Genomic DNA, 17,765 nt, shown 5'->3' with positions numbered 1-17,765 from the left:
CAATGGGAAAGGGCAGTTACCGTGCAGGTTTATCCCAGGTCTGCCATCAGCACTTTTGAACGGCGCTGATAGTTGTACATCTCTTTTTTACTCTCAGGCAGTGAATCAATATCCACCGGCGTAAAGCCGCGTTCCTGGAACCAGTGAATGCTGCGCGTCGTGAGCACAAACAGCTTACTCAACCCAATTTGTCGTGCTTGCGCTGCAACACGTTCGAGCAGGACTTCCCCTCGCGATGAGCTGCGGTAATCGGGATGGACGGCCACGCAGGCCATCTCACCGATTTTTTCTTCCGGGAAGGGGTAAAGCGCCGCACAGGCGATGGTCAGATTATCGCGCTGGATGATGGTGAATTTGTCGATTTCCATCTCCAGTTGCTCGCGTGAGCGGCGCACCAAAATTCCCTGTTGCTCCAGCGGGCGAATCAGCTCCAGAATGCCGCCGATATCGTTAATGGTGGCGCGGCGAATTTGTTCTGCACTCTCCATCACGATCTGCGTGCCGATACCGTCGCGTGAGAACAACTCCTGCAGCAAAGCACCGTCTTCCTGATAGCTGATGAGATGGCTGCGCCGTACGCCGCTACGACAGGCCTTAACCGCACCACGCAGGAAACGCACGGTCCCCGAGTGATAATCCCCTTCGGCTTCGAGCGTTTCGACGCGCGCCTGGGCTTCGTTAGGGAAGAGTTCAGAAACAATATTCCCTTGTTCATCAAACACACCCTGCGAGGAGCAAAATCCAATCATCTTTTCTGCTTTGAGTTTAATCGCCAGCTGAGTGGCGACCTCTTCAGAAGTGAGGTTGAAGCTCTCGCCCGTCACGGAAACGGCAACCGGACCCATCAAGACAATCGCGCCGCTGTCCAGTTGACGATGAATCGCTTCTTCATCAATACGACGAATACGTCCGCTGTGGCAGTAATCCACACCGTCATCCACGCCCAGCGGCTGTGAGATGATGAAATTGCCGCTGACCACGTTAATATGAGCGCCCTGCAACGGTGTATTGTTGAGGCTCATTGACAGGCGTGCAGTGATATCCAGCTGCAAAAGTCCGGCGGCTTGTTTCACCAGTTCCAGCGTTTTGGCGTCCGTCACGCGGGTATGTTTATGGTAAATCGGTTCGTGATGATGAGCGGCAAGGTTAGCGTCGATCTGTGGTCGAGCGCCGTAGACGACGACCAGACGAATGCCCAGGCTGTGCAACAGGCCGATATCATTGACGATACTGGAAAAGTTTTCATGTTCAATGGCTTCGCCACCCAGCATGATGACAAACGTTTTTCCCCGATGGGTATTGATGTAGGGAACGGAATGGCGAAATCCCTGGACCAACTCGGTTCTACGTTCCTTTACCACGGCACAACCCTCAGTGAATGTTTATTCGTATTTTGTGTATTTTTATTCGATTATTGCCGCGCGTGCAAGCCTAAATTCTGAGGGAACCAGAGAATTTATTGAGTGATGCGTGCGTTAACGCATGATTGTTTACCCTTTTATTGATGACAGGTTATGCGTCATTCGTTAAAGTTTTCGGTCAATTTGGACGTTTTACTAATTAATTTGATGTATTGCTCGGGAGAGGCATGTCGGGATCCAAAACAGCAATAAGCCGCCGCCGTTTGTTACAAGGGGCCGGGGCGATGTGGTTGCTAAGCGTCAGTCAGGTTGCTCTTGCCGCCGCAAGCCATGTCGTGGCGGTGCGCGTCTGGCCGTCTTCGACGTATACGCGCGTGACGGTAGAGTCCAATCAGGTGCTGAAATATAAGCAATTTGCACTCAGCAACCCGGAACGCGTGGTGGTGGATATCGAAGGGGTGAATCTGAATTCTGTGCTGAAGGGCATGAGCGCGCAGATCCGCGGTGACGATCCTTATATTAAATCTGCCCGCGTTGGCCAGTTTGATCCGCAAACCGTGCGAATGGTGTTCGAGCTGAAACAGAACGTGAAGCCGCAACTGTTTGCGCTGGCGCCCGTTGCGGGTTTTAAAGAGCGTCTGGTGATGGATCTCTATCCGTCAAATGCGACAGATATTCAGGATCCGCTGCTGGCTCTGCTTGAGGATTACAACAAAGGCGATCTCGACCGACATGTTCCGCCTGCGCAAAGTGGCCCTCAGCCGGGGAAAGCAGGGCGCGATCGTCCGATCGTGATCATGCTCGATCCTGGACATGGCGGAGAAGATTCCGGTGCGGTGGGCAAATATCGCACGCGCGAAAAAGATGTGGTACTGCAAATTGGTCGGCGTCTGAAAGCGCTGATCGATAAAGAAGGCAATATGCGCGCCTATATGACGCGAAATGAAGATGTTTTCATTCCGCTGAAAGTGCGGGTGGCTAAAGCGCAAAAGCAGCGTGCAGACCTGTTTGTCTCTATTCACGCCGATGCTTTTACCAGCCGACAGCCCAGTGGTTCGTCCGTGTTTGCTCTCTCAACTAAAGGGGCGACCAGTACGGCGGCAAGATTCTTGGCGGATTCCCAAAATGCCTCTGACCTTATCGGTGGGGTGAGCAAAAGCGGGGATCGTTATGTCGATCATACCCTGTTCGATATGGTGCAATCGCTGACCATTACCGATAGCCTGAAATTTGGTAAAGCGGTGTTGGGTAAACTTGGGAATGTGAACAAGCTGCACAAGAACAGCGTGGAACAGGCAGGGTTTGCGGTATTGAAAGCCCCGGATATTCCCTCGATCCTCGTCGAAACGGCGTTTATCAGTAATGTTGAAGAGGAGCGAAAGCTCAAGACGGCGAAATTCCAGCAGGAAGTAGCTGAGTCAATTCTGGCAGGGATAAAGGCGTATTTCTCGGATGGCGCGACGTTGGCCAGAAGAGGGTAGATTCTAAAGCCGGGTTCGTGCCCGGCGAATCATCACATCACAAACGACAGATACAAAAAAACACCCATAAGGGTGTCAATTGTTTAGAAGAATTGGTTGCGGGGGCCAGATTTGAACTGACGACCTTCGGGTTATGAGCCCGACGAGCTACCAGGCTGCTCCACCCCGCGTCCGTCTTTTACTCTTCCATCGAGTAAATCTTCTTACTACTTATTCTACAGCTTAGTTGGTTGCGGGGGCCAGATTTGAACTGACGACCTTCGGGTTATGAGCCCGACGAGCTACCAGGCTGCTCCACCCCGCGTCCGGTTTTACTCTTCCATCGAGTAAAATAACTAACTGCTTTACTTCTTACGGCTTAATTGGTTGCGGGGGCCAGATTTGAACTGACGACCTTCGGGTTATGAGCCCGACGAGCTACCAGGCTGCTCCACCCCGCGTCCGTGGATGCGCACTATACTCGGATGACTTTTTGATGCAACCCTTTTTCAAAGAAAAAGTTAAATTAGTATGTAATTTGAACGACATCGCGCATTCGGGTTATTTAATGCGCAAAATCGGCCTTAGGGCGTGGTATCACATTTCTTTCGCTCTGGCGGTTTGTTATCTTCATTAAGAAGACATAGGGCAACTTTAAGACGAGATATAATGAAAGGACGTTGGGCGAAGTATCTGATGACAGGCGCAATGGTAGCGATTCTTGCGGCTTGCTCTTCCAAACCGACCGATCGCGGTCAGCAATATAAAGATGGGAAATTCTCTCAGCCTTTCTCTTTAGTTAACCAGCCAGACGCCGTCGGCGCGCCAATCAATGCCGGAGACTTTGCTGAGCAGGTCAACCAGATCCGCACCGCATCGCCACGTTTATATGGCTCGCAAAATAGCGTCTATAACGCCGTTCAGGACTGGTTACGTGCCGGAGGCGATACGCGCACTATGCGTCAATACGGTATTGACGCCTGGCAGATGGAAGGTGCCGATAACTACGGCAACGTCCAGTTTACCGGTTACTACACGCCGGTCATCCAGGCGCGACACACCCGCCAGGGCGAATTCCAGTATCCTCTTTATCGTATGCCTCCAAAACGTGGGCATCTGCCATCCCGCGCTGAGATCTATTCTGGTGCGCTGAACGAGACCTATGTGCTGGCCTACAGCAACTCCCTGATGGATAACTTCATTATGGATGTTCAGGGCAGCGGATATATTGATTTTGGTGATGGCTCGCCGCTTAACTTCTTCAGCTACTCCGGTAAAAATGGTCACGCGTATCGCAGCATTGGCAAAGTGCTGATCGACCGTGGTGAAGTAAAGAAAGAAGATATGTCGATGCAGGCGATCCGCGAGTGGGGCGAAAAACACAGCGAAGCCGAAGTGCGTGAGCTGCTGGAGCAGAACCCGTCCTTCGTATTCTTCAAGCCGCAAAACTATGCCCCTGTGAAAGGCGCGAGCGCTGTACCGTTAATTGGCCGCGCGTCGGTGGCCTCGGATCGCTCAATTATTCCAGCAGGAACCACGCTGTTAGCAGAAGTCCCACAGCTGGACAACAACGGCAAGTTCAGCGGTCAGTATGAATTACGCCTGATGGTGGCACTGGACGTGGGGGGCGCAATTAAAGGCCAGCACTTCGATATTTATCAAGGCGTGGGTCCTGATGCGGGCCATCGCGCGGGTTGGTATAACCACTATGGTCGCGTGTGGGTGTTGAAGCCAGCTCCTGGCGCAGGCAACGTTTTCAGCGGCTGATTGTGGTAATATCGAGCACATAGTTTTCCTCCTTCTCCTTATGGGAGAAGGGCGGGGTGAGGATCAGTCCTCACCCTTTTTACATCTGAGGTCTTATGTCTGTGGTAATCAGCGATGCCTGGCGTCAAAGCTTTGGCGGTACGGCACGTTTATACGGTGAAAAAGCTCTGCACCTGTTTGCGCAATCGCACGTCTGCGTCGTGGGCATTGGCGGGGTTGGGTCATGGGCGGCTGAAGCACTGGCGCGCACAGGTATTGGCGCCATCACATTGATTGATATGGATGATGTCTGCGTCACCAATACCAATCGTCAGATCCATGCGCTGCGCGATAACGTCGGGCAGTCTAAATCAGACGTCATGGCCGATCGCATTCGACTCATTAACCCTGAATGCCGTGTGACGGTCATTGATGATTTTGTGACGGCAGAGAATGTCGCGGAATATATGAGCGCAGGTTTTAGCTATGTGATCGATGCTATCGACAGTGTCCGTCCAAAAGCGGCCCTGATTGCTTATTGCCGCCGCTATAAAGTTCCTTTGGTGACAACGGGCGGTGCGGGGGGACAAATTGATCCTACGCAGATCCAGGTCACCGATCTGGCGAAAACCATTCAGGATCCTCTTGCCGCCAAACTGCGTGAGAGGCTGAAGAGCGATTTCAACGTGGTGAAAAACAGTAAAGGAAAACTGGGCGTTGACTGCGTATTCTCGACGGAAGCGCTCGTTTATCCGCAGGCAGATGGCTCCGTTTGCACGATGAAAAGCACCGCGGAAGGGCCAAAACGAATGGACTGTGCCTCAGGATTTGGCGCAGCCACGATGGTGACTGCGACCTTTGGTTTTGTGGCGGTATCGCATGCGCTCAAGAAAATGATCGCGAAAGCAAATCGTCAGGCCTGAGCCTCACGCGCCGCGTTTTGCACGGCTTCACTCAGCGCGGCAAGTCCCTGACTGCGTGAGGCGCTCAGCTGACTACGCAGCCCCAGCTCATCAAAAAGCGCCAGCGGATCGTTTTTAAGCAGATGATCCGCGCTTTTGCCTTCCACCGCCGTTAACAACACGGCCAACAGACCGCGCACGATGCGTCCTTCGCTATCGCCAAAGAAATGCAGTTCATTCCCTGATGTTGCCGCACCCAACCAGACGCGGTTTTCGCAGCCTGCAATTTCTTTGGCCTGCGCTTTTAGCGCATCGGAAAGCGGCGGAAGCTGCTTGCCCAGCATAATCAGCTGGCGGTATTTATCTTCCCACTGCGTGAGCGGAACGAACGTTTGTCGCAGCGTCTCTTCAGTAATCACGCTGCCGAAAGGGTGTCCGGTTAAAGCTGAACCTGTCATTAATCCACCAGAAGTTGAAGGGCGCGATCGACGGCGTCAACGAGGGCTTCGACGTCATTTTGCGTATTATAAGGAGCAAAAGAGGCGCGGAGCGTTCCGGTTACACCGAGCGCAGCGAGAAGCGGCTGGGCGCAGTGCTGTCCGGCGCGTAAAGCGATGCCGTATCCCGCGAGCAGCGTTACCATATCGCTGTGATGTACTCCGGCAAAATCAAACGCCAGCAGGCTGGAATCCTGTACGCGGAAAGAGCGAAAACCGGGACGTTTTTTCAGTTCTTCCTCTGCGAGCGTTGCCAGCCCGCGACTCCAGTTTTCTGCCTGCGCGACGTCGGTTTGCGCCAGCCATTCCAGCGCGGCGCTCAACCCAATGACGCCCGCTACGTTTGGCGTTCCGGCTTCAAGACGATACGGTATTTCCTGCGTTTTAAACCCATCGAACGTCACCTCGGTGATCATCTTGCCACCGCCCAACCAGGGGGGCATTTGCGCCAACAGTTCCGGTTTGCCATACAACGCGCCAATGCCCGTTGGGCCATAGAGTTTGTGAGCGGAGAAGGCGTAGAAGTCGATATCCAGTTTTTGCACGTCGGCCGGAAAATGAACCACGCCCTGTGCACCGTCAACCATTACGACAACGTTGTTTGCATGTGCAATCTCAATCGCGCGGCCGAGATCCGGGCAACCACCCGTGACGTTAGACATCTGCCCCAGCGCCAGAATCCGACTGCGCGAGGTGATGAGGTCAGGCAAGCGCGCGATATCAGGTAAGAAATCGGCCCCCAGCGGGAGCTTCACAACGCGCGCGCCGGTTTGTTCTGCCACCATGAGCCACGGCACCAGGTTAGCGTGATGTTCTGCTTCGCTGACAATAATTTCATCGCCAGGCTTAAGGCGCGGGCGCGCGTAGCATTGCGCGACCATATTGATGGCTTCGGTGGTGCCGCGCGTCCAGACGATATTTTTACCGCTTTCGGCGTTTAACAAATTAGCCACCTGATCGCGCGCGGCTTCGTAACGTGCGGTCAATCGCTGGGCTTCAGCAAACTGGCTGCGATGGACGTTTCCGGCGCTCAGACGATAAAAATCCTGTGTTGCCTCGATCACGGCCAGCGGCTTTAAGGCCGTGGCGGCACTATCAAGGTAAACACCGGCATCGGCCAGCGCGGGAAACTGCGCGCGAAAGTGCGCAGGGCTGAAAGCGTTCATAGAATTCCTCATTTCAATCACGGGATCGTCGCGCAAATTTCGCAAGAGGGCAAGGCAGTTGATCTGTATCGGAATTGTCTGCTTATCCTGGCACTCTCACAGAAGCAGGTTATGCTAAATAGTGTTAGGCGAAAGCATAAGCCTGTTACTCATTAAGATTTTAATAGCATGAATTGCTAAAGGAGATAAATCATGAATAAGACTGCCGCAATCATTTCTGCCTGTGTGATGACCTTTGCCCTGAGCGCATGTTCCGGTAATAACTACGTTATGCACACCAATGATGGCCGCACCATCGTGTCCGATGGCAAACCTAAAACCGATAACGAAACCGGAATGATCTCGTACAAAGATGCGAACGGTAACAAGCAGCAGATCAACCGCTCTGATGTGAAAGAGATGGTAGAGCTGGATAAATAAGGCGCTAAATTTTAGCCAAAAAAAAGCACCGCAAATAGGCGGTGCTACATTAATCACTATGGACAGACAGGGTAAATGTACAGGAAGTGAAAAAAGGGTAGCTTCGCTACCATGATCTGAATAGCAGACCAATTGCAAACACAACAACACAACATCACAACCGCAAGCCAAAAGCCCTTCAGAACACGCATTCCAAAAAAAGCTTTTCGTTCCGGCTCAGGAAGTGCCGCCACTATAGGTATTTGCTGGTAGTTCCTCAACGGACAAATTATAATGGCTCAGATAAAAAAAACTAATAGGTTAAACGTTGTTTCCTATCTGTTAAATGCCTTTAACATCTAAGCCTGATAACCATGTCAAAGCGATTACCACCCTTAAATGCATTACGTGTTTTTGATGCCGCAGCGCGCCATCTTAGCTTCACTCGTGCGGCCGATGAGCTTTTTGTGACACAGGCCGCAGTAAGTCACCAAATCAAGTCACTTGAGGACTTTTTGGGGCTTAAACTGTTTCGTCGTCGCAACCGTTCATTGCTTCTGACGGAAGAAGGCCAGAGCTATTTTCAGGATATTAAAGATATTTTTTCCCAACTAACGGAAGCCACACGTAAACTTCAGGCACGTAGTGCTAAAGGTGCGCTGACGGTCAGTTTATTACCCAGTTTTGCTATTCATTGGCTGGTGCCAAGACTCTCAAGCTTTAACTCAGCTTATCCGGAAATTGATGTCAGAATCCAGGCGGTTGACCGTCAGGAAGATAAACTCGCGGACGATGTTGATGTGGCGATCTTTTATGGTCGCGGCAATTGGCCGGGCTTGCGCGTCGAAAAATTATACGCAGAATATCTGCTGCCGGTCTGTTCACCTTTGCTGCTTACGGGCGACAAAGCGTTGAAAACACCTGATGATTTAGCGCAACATACGCTTTTGCATGATGCTTCTCGCCGCGACTGGCAAACTTATACCCGCCAGTTGGGTCTAAACCATATCAATGTGCAGCATGGCCCCATCTTTAGCCACAGCGCGATGGTGTTACAGGCTGCCATACACGGACAGGGCGTTGCGTTGGCGAACAACGTGATGGCTCAGTCCGAAATTGAGGCAGGCCGCCTGGTTTGCCCGTTTAATGATGTTCTGGTCAGCAAGAATGCTTTTTATCTGGTTTGTCATGACAGTCAGGCAGAACTGGGTAAAATAGCCGCCTTCCGGCAGTGGATACTGTTGAAGGCGGCACACGAACAAGAAAAATTCCGCTTTCGGTATGAGTAATCACTTCTTTTGTGTGCCGGGCACGCATAACTTTAGGACAGAGACATGACCAGCCGTTTCATGCTGATTTTTGCCGCAGTCAGTGGCTTTATTTTTGTCGCATTGGGCGCTTTTGGCGCGCATGTGTTAAGCAAATCCTTAGGGGTTGTGGAGATGGGCTGGATTCAAACCGGCCTTGAATATCAAGCGTTTCACACGCTGGCCATCTTTGGGCTTGCTGTGGCAATGCAGCGCCGAATCAGCATTTGGTTTTACTGGAGCAGTGTCTTCATGGCGCTCGGAACCGTACTGTTTAGTGGCAGTTTGTACTGCCTCGCACTTTCGCATTTACGCCTGTGGGCGTTTGTTACACCGGTCGGAGGTTTTAGCTTCCTGGCGGGTTGGGTATTAATGTTTATCGGAGCTATCCGTCTGAAACGCAAGGGCGTTGGTCATGAATAAGGTTGTTTTATATTGTCGCCCGGGGTTTGAGAAAGAGTGCGCCGCGGAAATCACCGATAAAGCGGCGCGCCGTGAGGTGTTCGGCTTTGCACGCGTGAAAGAGAACGCGGGCTATGTGGTCTTCGAGTGCTATCAGCCCGATGACGCCGACAAACTGGTACGTGAGTTACCGTTCAGTTCATTAATTTTTGCCCGTCAGATGTTTGTTGCGGGTGAACTGTTGCGCGATCTGCCACCCGAAGATCGTATCTCGCCTATCTCCGGAATGCTGCAAGGCGTTGTAGAGAAGGGCGGCGATTTGCGCGTTGAAGTGGCTGACACCAACGAAAGCAAAGAGCTGATGAAGTTCTGCCGCAAATTAACCGTGCCGCTACGCGCGGCATTGCGCGAAGTGGGCGTGCTCACTAACTATGAGACGCCTAAGCGCCCTGTCGTTCATGTGTTCTTTATTGCGCCGGGCTGTTGTTATACGGGTTATTCCTACACGACAAACAATTCACCGTTTTATATGGGTATCCCGCGTCTGAGATTCCCTTCAGATGCGCCGAGTCGTTCCACGCTGAAACTGGAAGAGGCATTCCACGTTTTCATTCCTGCCGATGAGTGGGACGAACGCCTGACTAACGGGATGCACGCGGTTGATCTAGGTGCTTGTCCTGGCGGCTGGACCTATCAGCTGGTGAAACGCAACATGTGGGTGGCTTCGGTAGATAACGGTCCGATGGCGCAAAGCCTGATGGATACCGGACAGGTCACCTGGCTGCGTGAAGACGGCTTCCGCTATCGTCCGACCCGCAACAACATCACCTGGATGGTGTGCGATATGGTTGAGAAACCCGCAAAAGTGGCTGCATTGATGGCGACCTGGCTGGTTAACGGCTGGTGCCGTGAGACGATTTTTAACCTCAAGTTGCCAATGAAAAAACGCTACGAAGAGGTGTCTCAAAACCTGGCGTACATTCAGGAACAGCTGAATGCCCAGGGGATTAACGCTGAAATTCAGGCGCGCCAGCTCTATCATGACCGCGAAGAAGTGACGGTGCACGTCCGTCGCTGGTGGGCGGCTGTGGGTGGTCGTCGCGACGAGCGATAATACCTGTGCCCTTCATTCTTCACGGATGAAGGGCAATTATTTGACTAACCTTAATTGCTGCAAATTCCCATCTAGCTGTAAATCAATTTGTAATCTCGCCACATCCCGGCAAATAAACGCCATCTCTTTATGCGCGTCCAGCTTCTTGCGCCACTTCTCGGGCACATCCTCAAGGTGAGCGTAAATCCCTTCGAGATCCTGAAAATCAGTCAGCAGCTGTGCGGCACTTTTGGGACCAATACCCGCAACACCCGGGACTTTTGAACTGCTGATCCCGGCAAGCCCCCAGTAGTCAGGGAGTTGCTGAGGTGACACGCCAAATTCGCTGGCGATAAACGGCGCATCGAGCCAGCGTTTCTGGAAATAATCACGAATGCGGATGGTGGGGGAAAGAAGCTGGCAATAGCCTTTGTCAGTGGAAACAATTGTCGCCTGATGGCCAGCACCCGCCACTTTTATCGCCAGCGTTGCTGCCAAATCGTCTGCTTCATTACCTTGTGCGCCCCAACAGGGAACGCCGCGTTGTTCGAACGCTGCGCGGAGAGCAGGCATCTCGGCATGCAGGTCATCGGGCATGGGCGCACGTCCTGCCTTGTAGTCGGGTAAAAGTTGATGGCGCCAGCCAGTGTTCCGGGCTTCGTCATCGAAGACGGCAACCACATGGGTCGGCTGACTGTGGCGAATAAGCTGCTCCAGCGCGTTCAGGCAAGTGTCCTTGCAGGGCGTGCCTTGTACCGCATGAATGCGGCGGATTAGATTTAACGCATCAACAATCAGCAAATGAACGGCCACAGACATTCTCCCTTTTATCCAGTCGAATAAGGGTAACACTGCGAAGAGAAGGAAACTATGAAAGGCGGAGATAACGGGAAGGTGCCTCGCAGAACGAGGCACTTTTTTGACTTAATCGCAGGTCACGATTTTCATCGCCAGACCGCCGCGAGAGGTTTCGCGGTATTTGGCATTCATGTCTTTGCCCGTTTCGTACATTGTTTCGATAACTTTATCGAGACAGACGCGCGGCTCGCTGGTACGGCGAAGCGCCATACGTGCAGCATTGACCGCTTTGACGGAGGCAATCGCATTACGTTCGATGCAAGGCACCTGAACTTGTCCGGCGACCGGATCGCAGGTCAACCCAAGGTTGTGCTCCATGCCGATTTCAGCCGCGATGCAAACCTGCGTAGGGCTGCCGCCTAACAGCTCGGCAAGACCCGCAGCCGCCATGGAACAGGCAACGCCGACTTCACCCTGACAGCCAACTTCAGCGCCAGAAATGGACGCGTTCATTTTGTAAAGTGAGCCAATGGCGCTGGTCACCAGCATGTAGCGAGCCAGTGAGTTGGCGTTAACTTCACGGATAAACTTATCGTAATAAGCCAGAACCGCAGGAACGATACCGCACGCGCCGTTAGTCGGGGCAGTCACCACGCGACCACCTGCTGCGTTTTCTTCATTTACCGCCAGCGCGAACATGTTGATCCAGTCAACAACCGCCATCGGGTCGGTCGTGGTTTTGTCGGTGCTCACCAGCATACGGCGTAACGCGACAGCACGACGCGGAACGCGCAGTTTGCCCGGTAAAACGCCTTCAGTGGTAATGCCACGTTCAATCCCGCCACGCATCACATCCCAGACGTTATTGAAGTGCTGTTCAAGCTCTTCTTTGCTGTGCAGCGCCAGTTCGTTTTTCATCATCAGGCCGGAGAGCGACAGGCCCGTTTCCTGGCAGTGACGCTGTAAATCCGCCGCATTTTTGTACGGATAAGGCACTGCAACGGATGAATCATTGGACTGACCAAAATGCTCTTCGTCGACGATAAAACCGCCGCCGATAGAATAATAAGTCTGGCTGTAAATCGCCTTTTCGCCTGCGAGCGCGGTAATACGCATACCGTTCTCGTGCAGGGAGAGGTTGTCGGCATGGAAATTCATGCACTTATCAACCGGGAACTCCACCTCATGGTCACCGTTTGCCAGAAGCAGGCGGCCATGCGTGTTCACGTCCTGGATAAAGCCAGGGATGGCATCAATATCGACGCTGTCCGGCAGGTTACCCGCCAGGCCCATAATGATGGCGATGTCGGTGTGGTGGCCTTTACCTGTCAGGGAAAGGGACCCGTAAACATCAACAACCACGCGCGTGACGTCGTGCAGAATGCCGCGTGCAATCAAGTCATCCGTGAATTGTTTACCGGCTTTCATCGGCCCGACAGTGTGAGAGCTGGAAGGACCAATACCGATTTTAAAGATATCGAATACGCTAATCATGATGCGTCCATTGCTATCAGTCAGAGGAAGGGTGCGCCGTCCAAAGACGGCGCGGGAGGTATTAGCTGAACAGCGAGAAGAAGATAGCGGAGATAGCAATCAGACCCATAATCACAACGAATACGTTGCTGACGTGGCCGCTGTACTTACGCATCGCCGGTACTTTCTGAATCGCATACATCGGCATCAGGAACAGAATCATTGCAATGATTGGGCCGCCCAGGGTTTCGATCATGCCGAGAATGCTCGGGTTCATCGTCGCTACCGCCCAGGTGGTCAACAGCATGAACAGTGCAGTGATTTTGTTCAGTTTGTTGATTTCAATGCTTTTGCCTTTACCACGCAGAGATTTAATCACCATACCGTTGAAGCCTTCACGTGCGCCGAGGTAGTGGCCCAGGAAGGATTTGGTGATAGCAATAATCGCGATGATTGGCGCCATCCAGGCAATCAGCGGTGCGTTAAAGTGGTTAGCCAGGTAAGACAGAATAGAAATGTTCTGTGCTTTTGCTGCTGCCAGATCCGCTGGGGACAGGCTCAATACACAGCTGAAGACGAAGAACATAACGGTAATCACCATCATGACGTGAGCGCGTGCCAGGATGCTGGAACATTTCTTCTCTGCGCCCTGACCATACTCTTCACGTTTTGCAACAGCGAAAGAAGAGATGATCGGGGAGTGGTTGAAGGAGAAGACCATGACCGGGATAGCCAGCCACAGGGTCATCCACAAACCGTTACCGGTAGCAGACGCACTGCTAAAGGAGAGGGTTTCCAGCGCTGCGCTGTTCCACTGTGGGATCAGGTAGCACGCCAGCACCATCAGGGCAACCACGAACGGGAATACCAGAACGCTCATCGCTTTCACGATCATCTGCTCGCCGAAACGAACGATAGTCATCATGCCCAGAATCAGAATCAGAGACAGAATGGCACGCGGTGGTGGCGTCATGTGCAGCTGGTGCGTCATGAAGCTTTCCACGGTGTTAGTGATCGCCACGCTGTAAACCAGCAGAATTGGGTAGATAGCGAAGAAGTAAAGCAGGGTAATCAGTTTACCAGCGCCAATACCAAAGTGTTCTTCAACAACTTCAGTGATGTCTTCGCCTGGGTTTTTGCCGGAAAGAACAAAACGGGTCAGGCCGCGGTGTGCAAAGTAAGTCATCGGGAAGGCAATAATTGCCATGATGATCAGCGGAATCAGACCGCCAACGCCTGCGTTAATTGGCAGGAAAAGAACGCCAGCACCGATTGCTGTACCGTACAGGCCCAGCATCCACATGGTGTCCGTTTTGCGCCATCCACTTCTGGATTCTGTTGAAGCAATGGTGCTGGTTTGAGTGGTTTCCATCTATTTCTCCTGGAGGAAGCAATTTGTCAGGTTTCTGGTCAAATCCATTAAAAAAACGCCTGACGGTAATATGAAATTCGTTTAGTGACGGTTTTTTTATAATTTTCCCCCGTAACTATTTGCGGGCGGAAAGATACATTTAAGTAATGAATGTATCAGTGATCCTGATCCCAAATGCAATAATCCACTTATGATGTGGGCATTATTAGACCAAAAAACTGTAATTAAAACGTCAAAGGGGATTTATGGGCGCGAAGGCTATCATTAACGACATATGGCAGGATAGCTTGTTGCTGCATATACGCGTGATTGGCTGTAAACATTGGCTTTTTTAGTGTTATCTGGTGGGTAATTTAGATTAAGGATGATAATTGACGGTTTGAAAATACAGGTAATCGTTTGCGTACAAGTCGAAAATGTAAATCAGATAAGTAATACCTATGATTAATCAGGTGAAATTAAAAAGCCGGGTGAAAACCCGGCTTGAAAGAGTGCAGTGGATTATGCGGCTATGCGCAAATTTCGTAGCAGGGGATATAGGCAGAACCGGGGAGCTTCATACGGTGCTGCGCGACAAAGCCTTGTAGCAGATCGTCCATACGGCGCATCATCTCGCTATCGCCGTGGATTTTGTACGGCCCAAACTCTTCAATGGCACGAATGCCCACCTCTTTGACGTTGCCGGCCACGATGCCGGAGAACGCACGACGCAGGTCCGCTGCCAACACCTCCACCGGCTGATCCGGATACAGTTTGAGGTTTGCCATATTTTCATGGGATGGCTCGAACGGCATTTGCAGATCCGGTGGAATACGAATCGACCAGTTAAAGCTGTAGGCATCGCCCGTGTCGCGGCGGTTTTCTTTCACTAACGGCATCGCTTTTTTCATCTGACGCGCCACTTCTGCCGCATCGTCAACAATAATGCGGTAATGGCTTCGCGCCGCTTCGCCGAGGGTATGGACAATAAATTCATCCAGAACGCGGAAATAGTCCGCGCTCTCTTTAGGACCGGTCAGGATCAGCGGAAGCACCTGGTTTTTGTTGGCCGGATTCATCAGGATACCCAGCAGGTAAAGCAGTTCTTCTGCGGTACCCACGCCACCCGGGAAAATGATTATCCCGTGCGCGATACGCACGAACGCCTCAAGACGTTTTTCGATATCCGGCATGATAATCAGTTCATTAACCAGCGGATTCGGTGGTTCAGCGGCAATAATAGACGGCTCGGTCATACCAATGAATCGGCCTTCTTTATAACGCTGCTGCGCGTGACCTACCGCCGCGCCTTTCATTGGCGCTTCCATCGCACCTGGACCGCAGCCAGTGCAAATATTCAGTTCGCGCAGCCCCAGCTGTGTGCCAACCCGGCGGGCATACAGATATTCCGTTTCATTGATGGAGTGGCCGCCCCAGCAGACGACCATATTCGGCGCTTCGCCCACGTGCAGTGCACGGGCGTTACGCAGAATGGAGAACACCAGGTTCGTCATGTGGACCGAGCTTTCCAGATTCAGATGCTGGAAGCGGCCGGCGTTGTGAATTTGTCCGTTAACAAACAGGATGTCGCGCAGGACAGCAAACAGGTTGGCCTGCAATGAGCGAATAATTCGCCCGTCGACGAAGGCATCTTCCGGTGGGTTAATCACTTCAAGCTTTACGCCACGTTCGCGGCGTAACACGTTGATATCAAAACTTTCAAAACGAGACAGCAGCTCTTTGCTGTTATCTGTCAGACTTCCGGAGTTCAGAACGGCAAGTGAACAGTTGCGAAACAGTTGATAGAGGTCACTGCTGGCCGTGCGTTTAAGCATGTCCACTTCCAGTTGCGACAACATATCCATTGAGCCAAGCGGGCTAATATGTGTAATCAAGTGAGCTCCTTATGGGACGAAGATCGTCTTTCCCTGTTGATTACAATAGCCCTGGCTTATGACGTTTCACAACCTCAAGCGCGGAATGAACCGCGCAAATCGTGAAAAAAATTACTGACGGACCAGACGCCCAATCGCGGGAGCAAAATCGGTATTGGTACGCCACGGGTTAATATCCAGGCCACCACGACGGGTGTAGCGTGCATAGACGCTCAGTTTCTCCGGCTGGCAGAAGCGCTGAATATCATTAAAGATGCGCTCGACGCACTGCTCGTGGAATTCGTTGTGATGTCGGAACGACACCAGATAGCGCAGCAGTTTTTCCCGGTCAATTTTCGGGCCACGATACTGAATTTGTACCGAGCCCCAGTCTGGCTGATGAGTGATCAGACAGTTTGATTTCAGTAAATGGCTGACCAGCGTCTCTTCCACCACGTTGCCGCCGGTGGCGTTTTCGAGATAGTCGGTGCTGAATTCGTAGTTGTCGATCTCAATATCCTGATCGTCAATGCACGCACCATGGAAATGGGCGATGGGCTGTCCTTCCAGCTCGTTCAGCCGATACAACGCCACCGTGACGTTGCCCTGCGCACAGGCGCTGAGATCTCGCTCCAGCGTATGTTGCACGTCATCCCAGGAATCAAACCGTGTCTGATTAAAGCTGTTCAGGTAAAGCTTGAAGCTTTTGGATTCCACCAGATTCACACTGGCGTAATCCAGCTCAACGTGTCCAACGGCCACCTGTGGTAAACCGCGCGCATTCAGCCAGGAGAGTTCATAAAGCGTCCAGATATCGCCGCCGACAAAAGGCAGCGCGTCGGCGCTCAACCCGAGCGGATCGCGATTAAGACTGCGCGGAACGCCTTGTAGCAGGCTCGCGTCATAGGTGTCGCGGTAATCGGTCGTTTTGCCCAGCGTTAAACCCGTTAACGCCTGATGATTTTCGTAAGACATGTTTCATTGCCACTTTGCAGGTACACTATAACCCCAAGTTTATCCTGTCTGACGTGAAGAGAGAAATCGGTGGATATTGAGACTGCAAATGCCCTGACGGCATTCACTGCACGCTATTGCGATGAATGGCATGAAATCAATGGCACGTGGCCGCAAAGTGAAGAGCTGTACGGGGTGCCGTCGCCATGCATTATCACCACGATGGACGATAAAATTCTCTGGCAGCCCCAGCCGTTCTCATGTGAGCAGAATGTAAATGCAGTTGAGCGTGCAATGAACATCGTGGTACAACCCGCGGTTCATGCGTTTTACACCACACAGTTTGCCGGGGATATGCGGGCTCGTTTCGCCAATGAAACGCTGACGCTGCTCCAGACCTGGAGCGAAAATGATTTCCAGCGGGTTCAGGAGAATCTAATTGGGCATCTGGTGACGCAAAAACGCCTGAAACTTGCCCCGACGCTCTTTATCTCCACGCTGGACAGCGAACTGGACGTGATCGCTGTCTGTAATCTGAATGGCGAAGTCATTAAAGAGACGCTCGGCACCCGCAAACGCGACGTTCTCGCGCCCTCACTTGCGGATTTTCTCAATCAGCTTGAGCCTGCTTTGTAATCCAATGCCCTACCGCTTTTGTGAGAGATCTCTTACACGGGTTGTGAGAGATCGCCGCTAAACTCCGCTTTGACTTCATCATTTTCCTTATTAAATTTCTTTATTTTCAATGAATTGAACTGCTATTTAAGCGTTTTTACTGTTAGCCACTTTGCTGTGAGGCCCTGTGGATGGGTTGTAAGACGCAGCGGAATGGGTGATCCTATACAGGTCGACAGGATGCCGACACGAGAAACGAACATCAGGATGATGGCGTTTTTCACCGAGGATACGTCAGGATGGCGCTGCAGGAAGGCTTCAGGATGAAGCAAAAAGGATCACGCAGGACGCGTAAGGGACACCTCCA

At 52.0% G+C, this 17,765-nt stretch carries 16 protein-coding genes and 3 tRNA genes; 8 read left to right on the top strand and 11 right to left on the bottom strand.

Annotation, left to right across the window (positions count from 1 at the left end; translation table 11 throughout):
* Window positions 1–29: 29 nt before the first annotated feature.
* Window positions 30–1,361 carry an amino-acid N-acetyltransferase gene (argA, locus tag I6L74_RS03905; protein WP_015960254.1) on the bottom strand — a complete coding sequence of 444 codons (1,332 nt, stop codon included), beginning with the start codon at window positions 1,359–1,361 and terminating at the stop codon, window positions 30–32.
* 227 nt (window positions 1,362–1,588) lie between these two features.
* Between argA and amiC the strand changes: the two genes are divergently transcribed.
* Window positions 1,589–2,842, top strand: coding sequence for an N-acetylmuramoyl-L-alanine amidase AmiC (gene amiC / locus I6L74_RS03900; RefSeq protein ID WP_059177649.1), 1,254 nt, complete (start codon window positions 1,589–1,591; stop codon window positions 2,840–2,842).
* Between the two features lie 93 nt (window positions 2,843–2,935).
* Here amiC and I6L74_RS03895 read toward each other — a convergent pair.
* The 3 genes from I6L74_RS03895 to I6L74_RS03885 all read right to left on the bottom strand — a co-directional run bounded on the left by I6L74_RS03895 (window position 2,936) and on the right by I6L74_RS03885 (window position 3,282).
* Window positions 2,936–3,012: transfer RNA gene (locus I6L74_RS03895), tRNA-Met, on the bottom strand.
* A 57-nt stretch (window positions 3,013–3,069) separates the two neighbouring features.
* Window positions 3,070–3,146 (bottom strand) — tRNA-Met (locus I6L74_RS03890).
* Between the two features lie 59 nt (window positions 3,147–3,205).
* A tRNA-Met gene (locus I6L74_RS03885) sits at window positions 3,206–3,282 on the bottom strand.
* Window positions 3,283–3,490: 208 nt separating this feature from the next.
* Here I6L74_RS03885 and mltA point away from each other — a divergent pair.
* Window positions 3,491–4,588 carry a murein transglycosylase A gene (mltA, locus tag I6L74_RS03880; protein WP_059177650.1) on the top strand — a complete coding sequence of 366 codons (1,098 nt, stop codon included), beginning with the start codon at window positions 3,491–3,493 and terminating at the stop codon, window positions 4,586–4,588.
* Window positions 4,589–4,683: 95 nt separating this feature from the next.
* The gene (gene tcdA / locus I6L74_RS03875; protein WP_059177651.1) at window positions 4,684–5,490 is read left to right on the top strand and encodes a tRNA cyclic N6-threonylcarbamoyladenosine(37) synthase TcdA; all 807 of its coding nucleotides are present in this window, start codon (window positions 4,684–4,686) and stop codon (window positions 5,488–5,490) included.
* Here the strand turns inward: tcdA and csdE are convergent.
* Together csdE and csdA are read right to left on the bottom strand one after the other, a co-directional pair.
* Entirely contained in the window at window positions 5,481–5,927 is a 447-nt protein-coding gene (gene csdE, locus I6L74_RS03870) for a cysteine desulfurase sulfur acceptor subunit CsdE (protein WP_059177652.1), read from the bottom strand. The genes tcdA and csdE overlap by 10 nt on opposite strands.
* The gene (gene csdA, locus I6L74_RS03865; protein WP_059177653.1) at window positions 5,927–7,132 is read right to left on the bottom strand and encodes a cysteine desulfurase CsdA; all 1,206 of its coding nucleotides are present in this window, start codon (window positions 7,130–7,132) and stop codon (window positions 5,927–5,929) included. Before csdA ends, csdE begins: the two co-directional genes overlap by 1 nt.
* A 192-nt stretch (window positions 7,133–7,324) precedes the next feature.
* Between csdA and I6L74_RS03860 the strand changes: the two genes are divergently transcribed.
* From I6L74_RS03860 to rlmM, 4 genes are all read left to right on the top strand, one after another.
* On the top strand, window positions 7,325–7,552 hold the full coding sequence (locus I6L74_RS03860) for a YgdI/YgdR family lipoprotein (RefSeq protein ID WP_015960248.1): 228 nt from the start codon (window positions 7,325–7,327) through the stop codon (window positions 7,550–7,552).
* Between the two features lie 353 nt (window positions 7,553–7,905).
* A complete protein-coding gene (gene gcvA / locus I6L74_RS03855; protein ID WP_059177654.1) occupies window positions 7,906–8,820 on the top strand; it encodes a glycine cleavage system transcriptional regulator GcvA in 915 nt (304 codons plus the stop codon).
* Window positions 8,821–8,865: 45 nt separating this feature from the next.
* Window positions 8,866–9,261: a DUF423 domain-containing protein gene (locus I6L74_RS03850; protein WP_015960246.1), complete on the top strand. Its 396-nt coding sequence runs from the start codon at window positions 8,866–8,868 to the stop codon at window positions 9,259–9,261.
* A complete protein-coding gene (gene rlmM, locus I6L74_RS03845; RefSeq protein ID WP_059177655.1) occupies window positions 9,254–10,354 on the top strand; it encodes a 23S rRNA (cytidine(2498)-2'-O)-methyltransferase RlmM in 1,101 nt (366 codons plus the stop codon). The genes I6L74_RS03850 and rlmM overlap by 8 nt, the downstream gene beginning before the upstream one ends.
* A 36-nt stretch (window positions 10,355–10,390) precedes the next feature.
* Here rlmM and xni read toward each other — a convergent pair whose 3' ends face one another.
* The 5 genes from xni to queF form a co-directional block, all read right to left on the bottom strand.
* Window positions 10,391–11,146, bottom strand: a complete 756-nt coding sequence (gene xni / locus I6L74_RS03840; RefSeq protein WP_059178029.1) for a flap endonuclease Xni — start codon at window positions 11,144–11,146, stop codon at window positions 10,391–10,393.
* A gap of 111 nt (window positions 11,147–11,257) precedes the next feature.
* On the bottom strand, window positions 11,258–12,625 hold the full coding sequence (locus I6L74_RS03835) for an L-serine ammonia-lyase (protein WP_059177656.1): 1,368 nt from the start codon (window positions 12,623–12,625) through the stop codon (window positions 11,258–11,260).
* 61 nt (window positions 12,626–12,686) lie between these two features.
* Window positions 12,687–13,976 carry an HAAAP family serine/threonine permease gene (locus tag I6L74_RS03830; RefSeq protein ID WP_059177657.1) on the bottom strand — a complete coding sequence of 430 codons (1,290 nt, stop codon included), beginning with the start codon at window positions 13,974–13,976 and terminating at the stop codon, window positions 12,687–12,689.
* 509 nt (window positions 13,977–14,485) lie between these two features.
* Window positions 14,486–15,850, bottom strand: coding sequence for a nucleotide 5'-monophosphate nucleosidase PpnN (gene ppnN / locus I6L74_RS03825; RefSeq protein ID WP_015960241.1), 1,365 nt, complete (start codon window positions 15,848–15,850; stop codon window positions 14,486–14,488).
* Between the two features lie 111 nt (window positions 15,851–15,961).
* Window positions 15,962–16,804 carry an NADPH-dependent 7-cyano-7-deazaguanine reductase QueF gene (gene queF / locus I6L74_RS03820; protein ID WP_059177658.1) on the bottom strand — a complete coding sequence of 281 codons (843 nt, stop codon included), beginning with the start codon at window positions 16,802–16,804 and terminating at the stop codon, window positions 15,962–15,964.
* 69 nt (window positions 16,805–16,873) lie between these two features.
* Here queF and syd point away from each other — a divergent pair, with 69 nt between their 5' ends.
* The gene (gene syd / locus I6L74_RS03815; RefSeq protein ID WP_059177659.1) at window positions 16,874–17,419 is read left to right on the top strand and encodes a SecY-interacting protein; all 546 of its coding nucleotides are present in this window, start codon (window positions 16,874–16,876) and stop codon (window positions 17,417–17,419) included.
* Window positions 17,420–17,765: the final 346 nt, after the last annotated feature.

Source organism: Lelliottia amnigena, from assembly GCF_019047465.1.
Lineage (GTDB): Bacteria > Pseudomonadota > Gammaproteobacteria > Enterobacterales > Enterobacteriaceae > Enterobacter > Enterobacter amnigenus.
The sequence above is the reverse complement of the archived record's forward strand: the minus strand, read 5'-3'. Positions and strand labels throughout refer to the sequence as shown.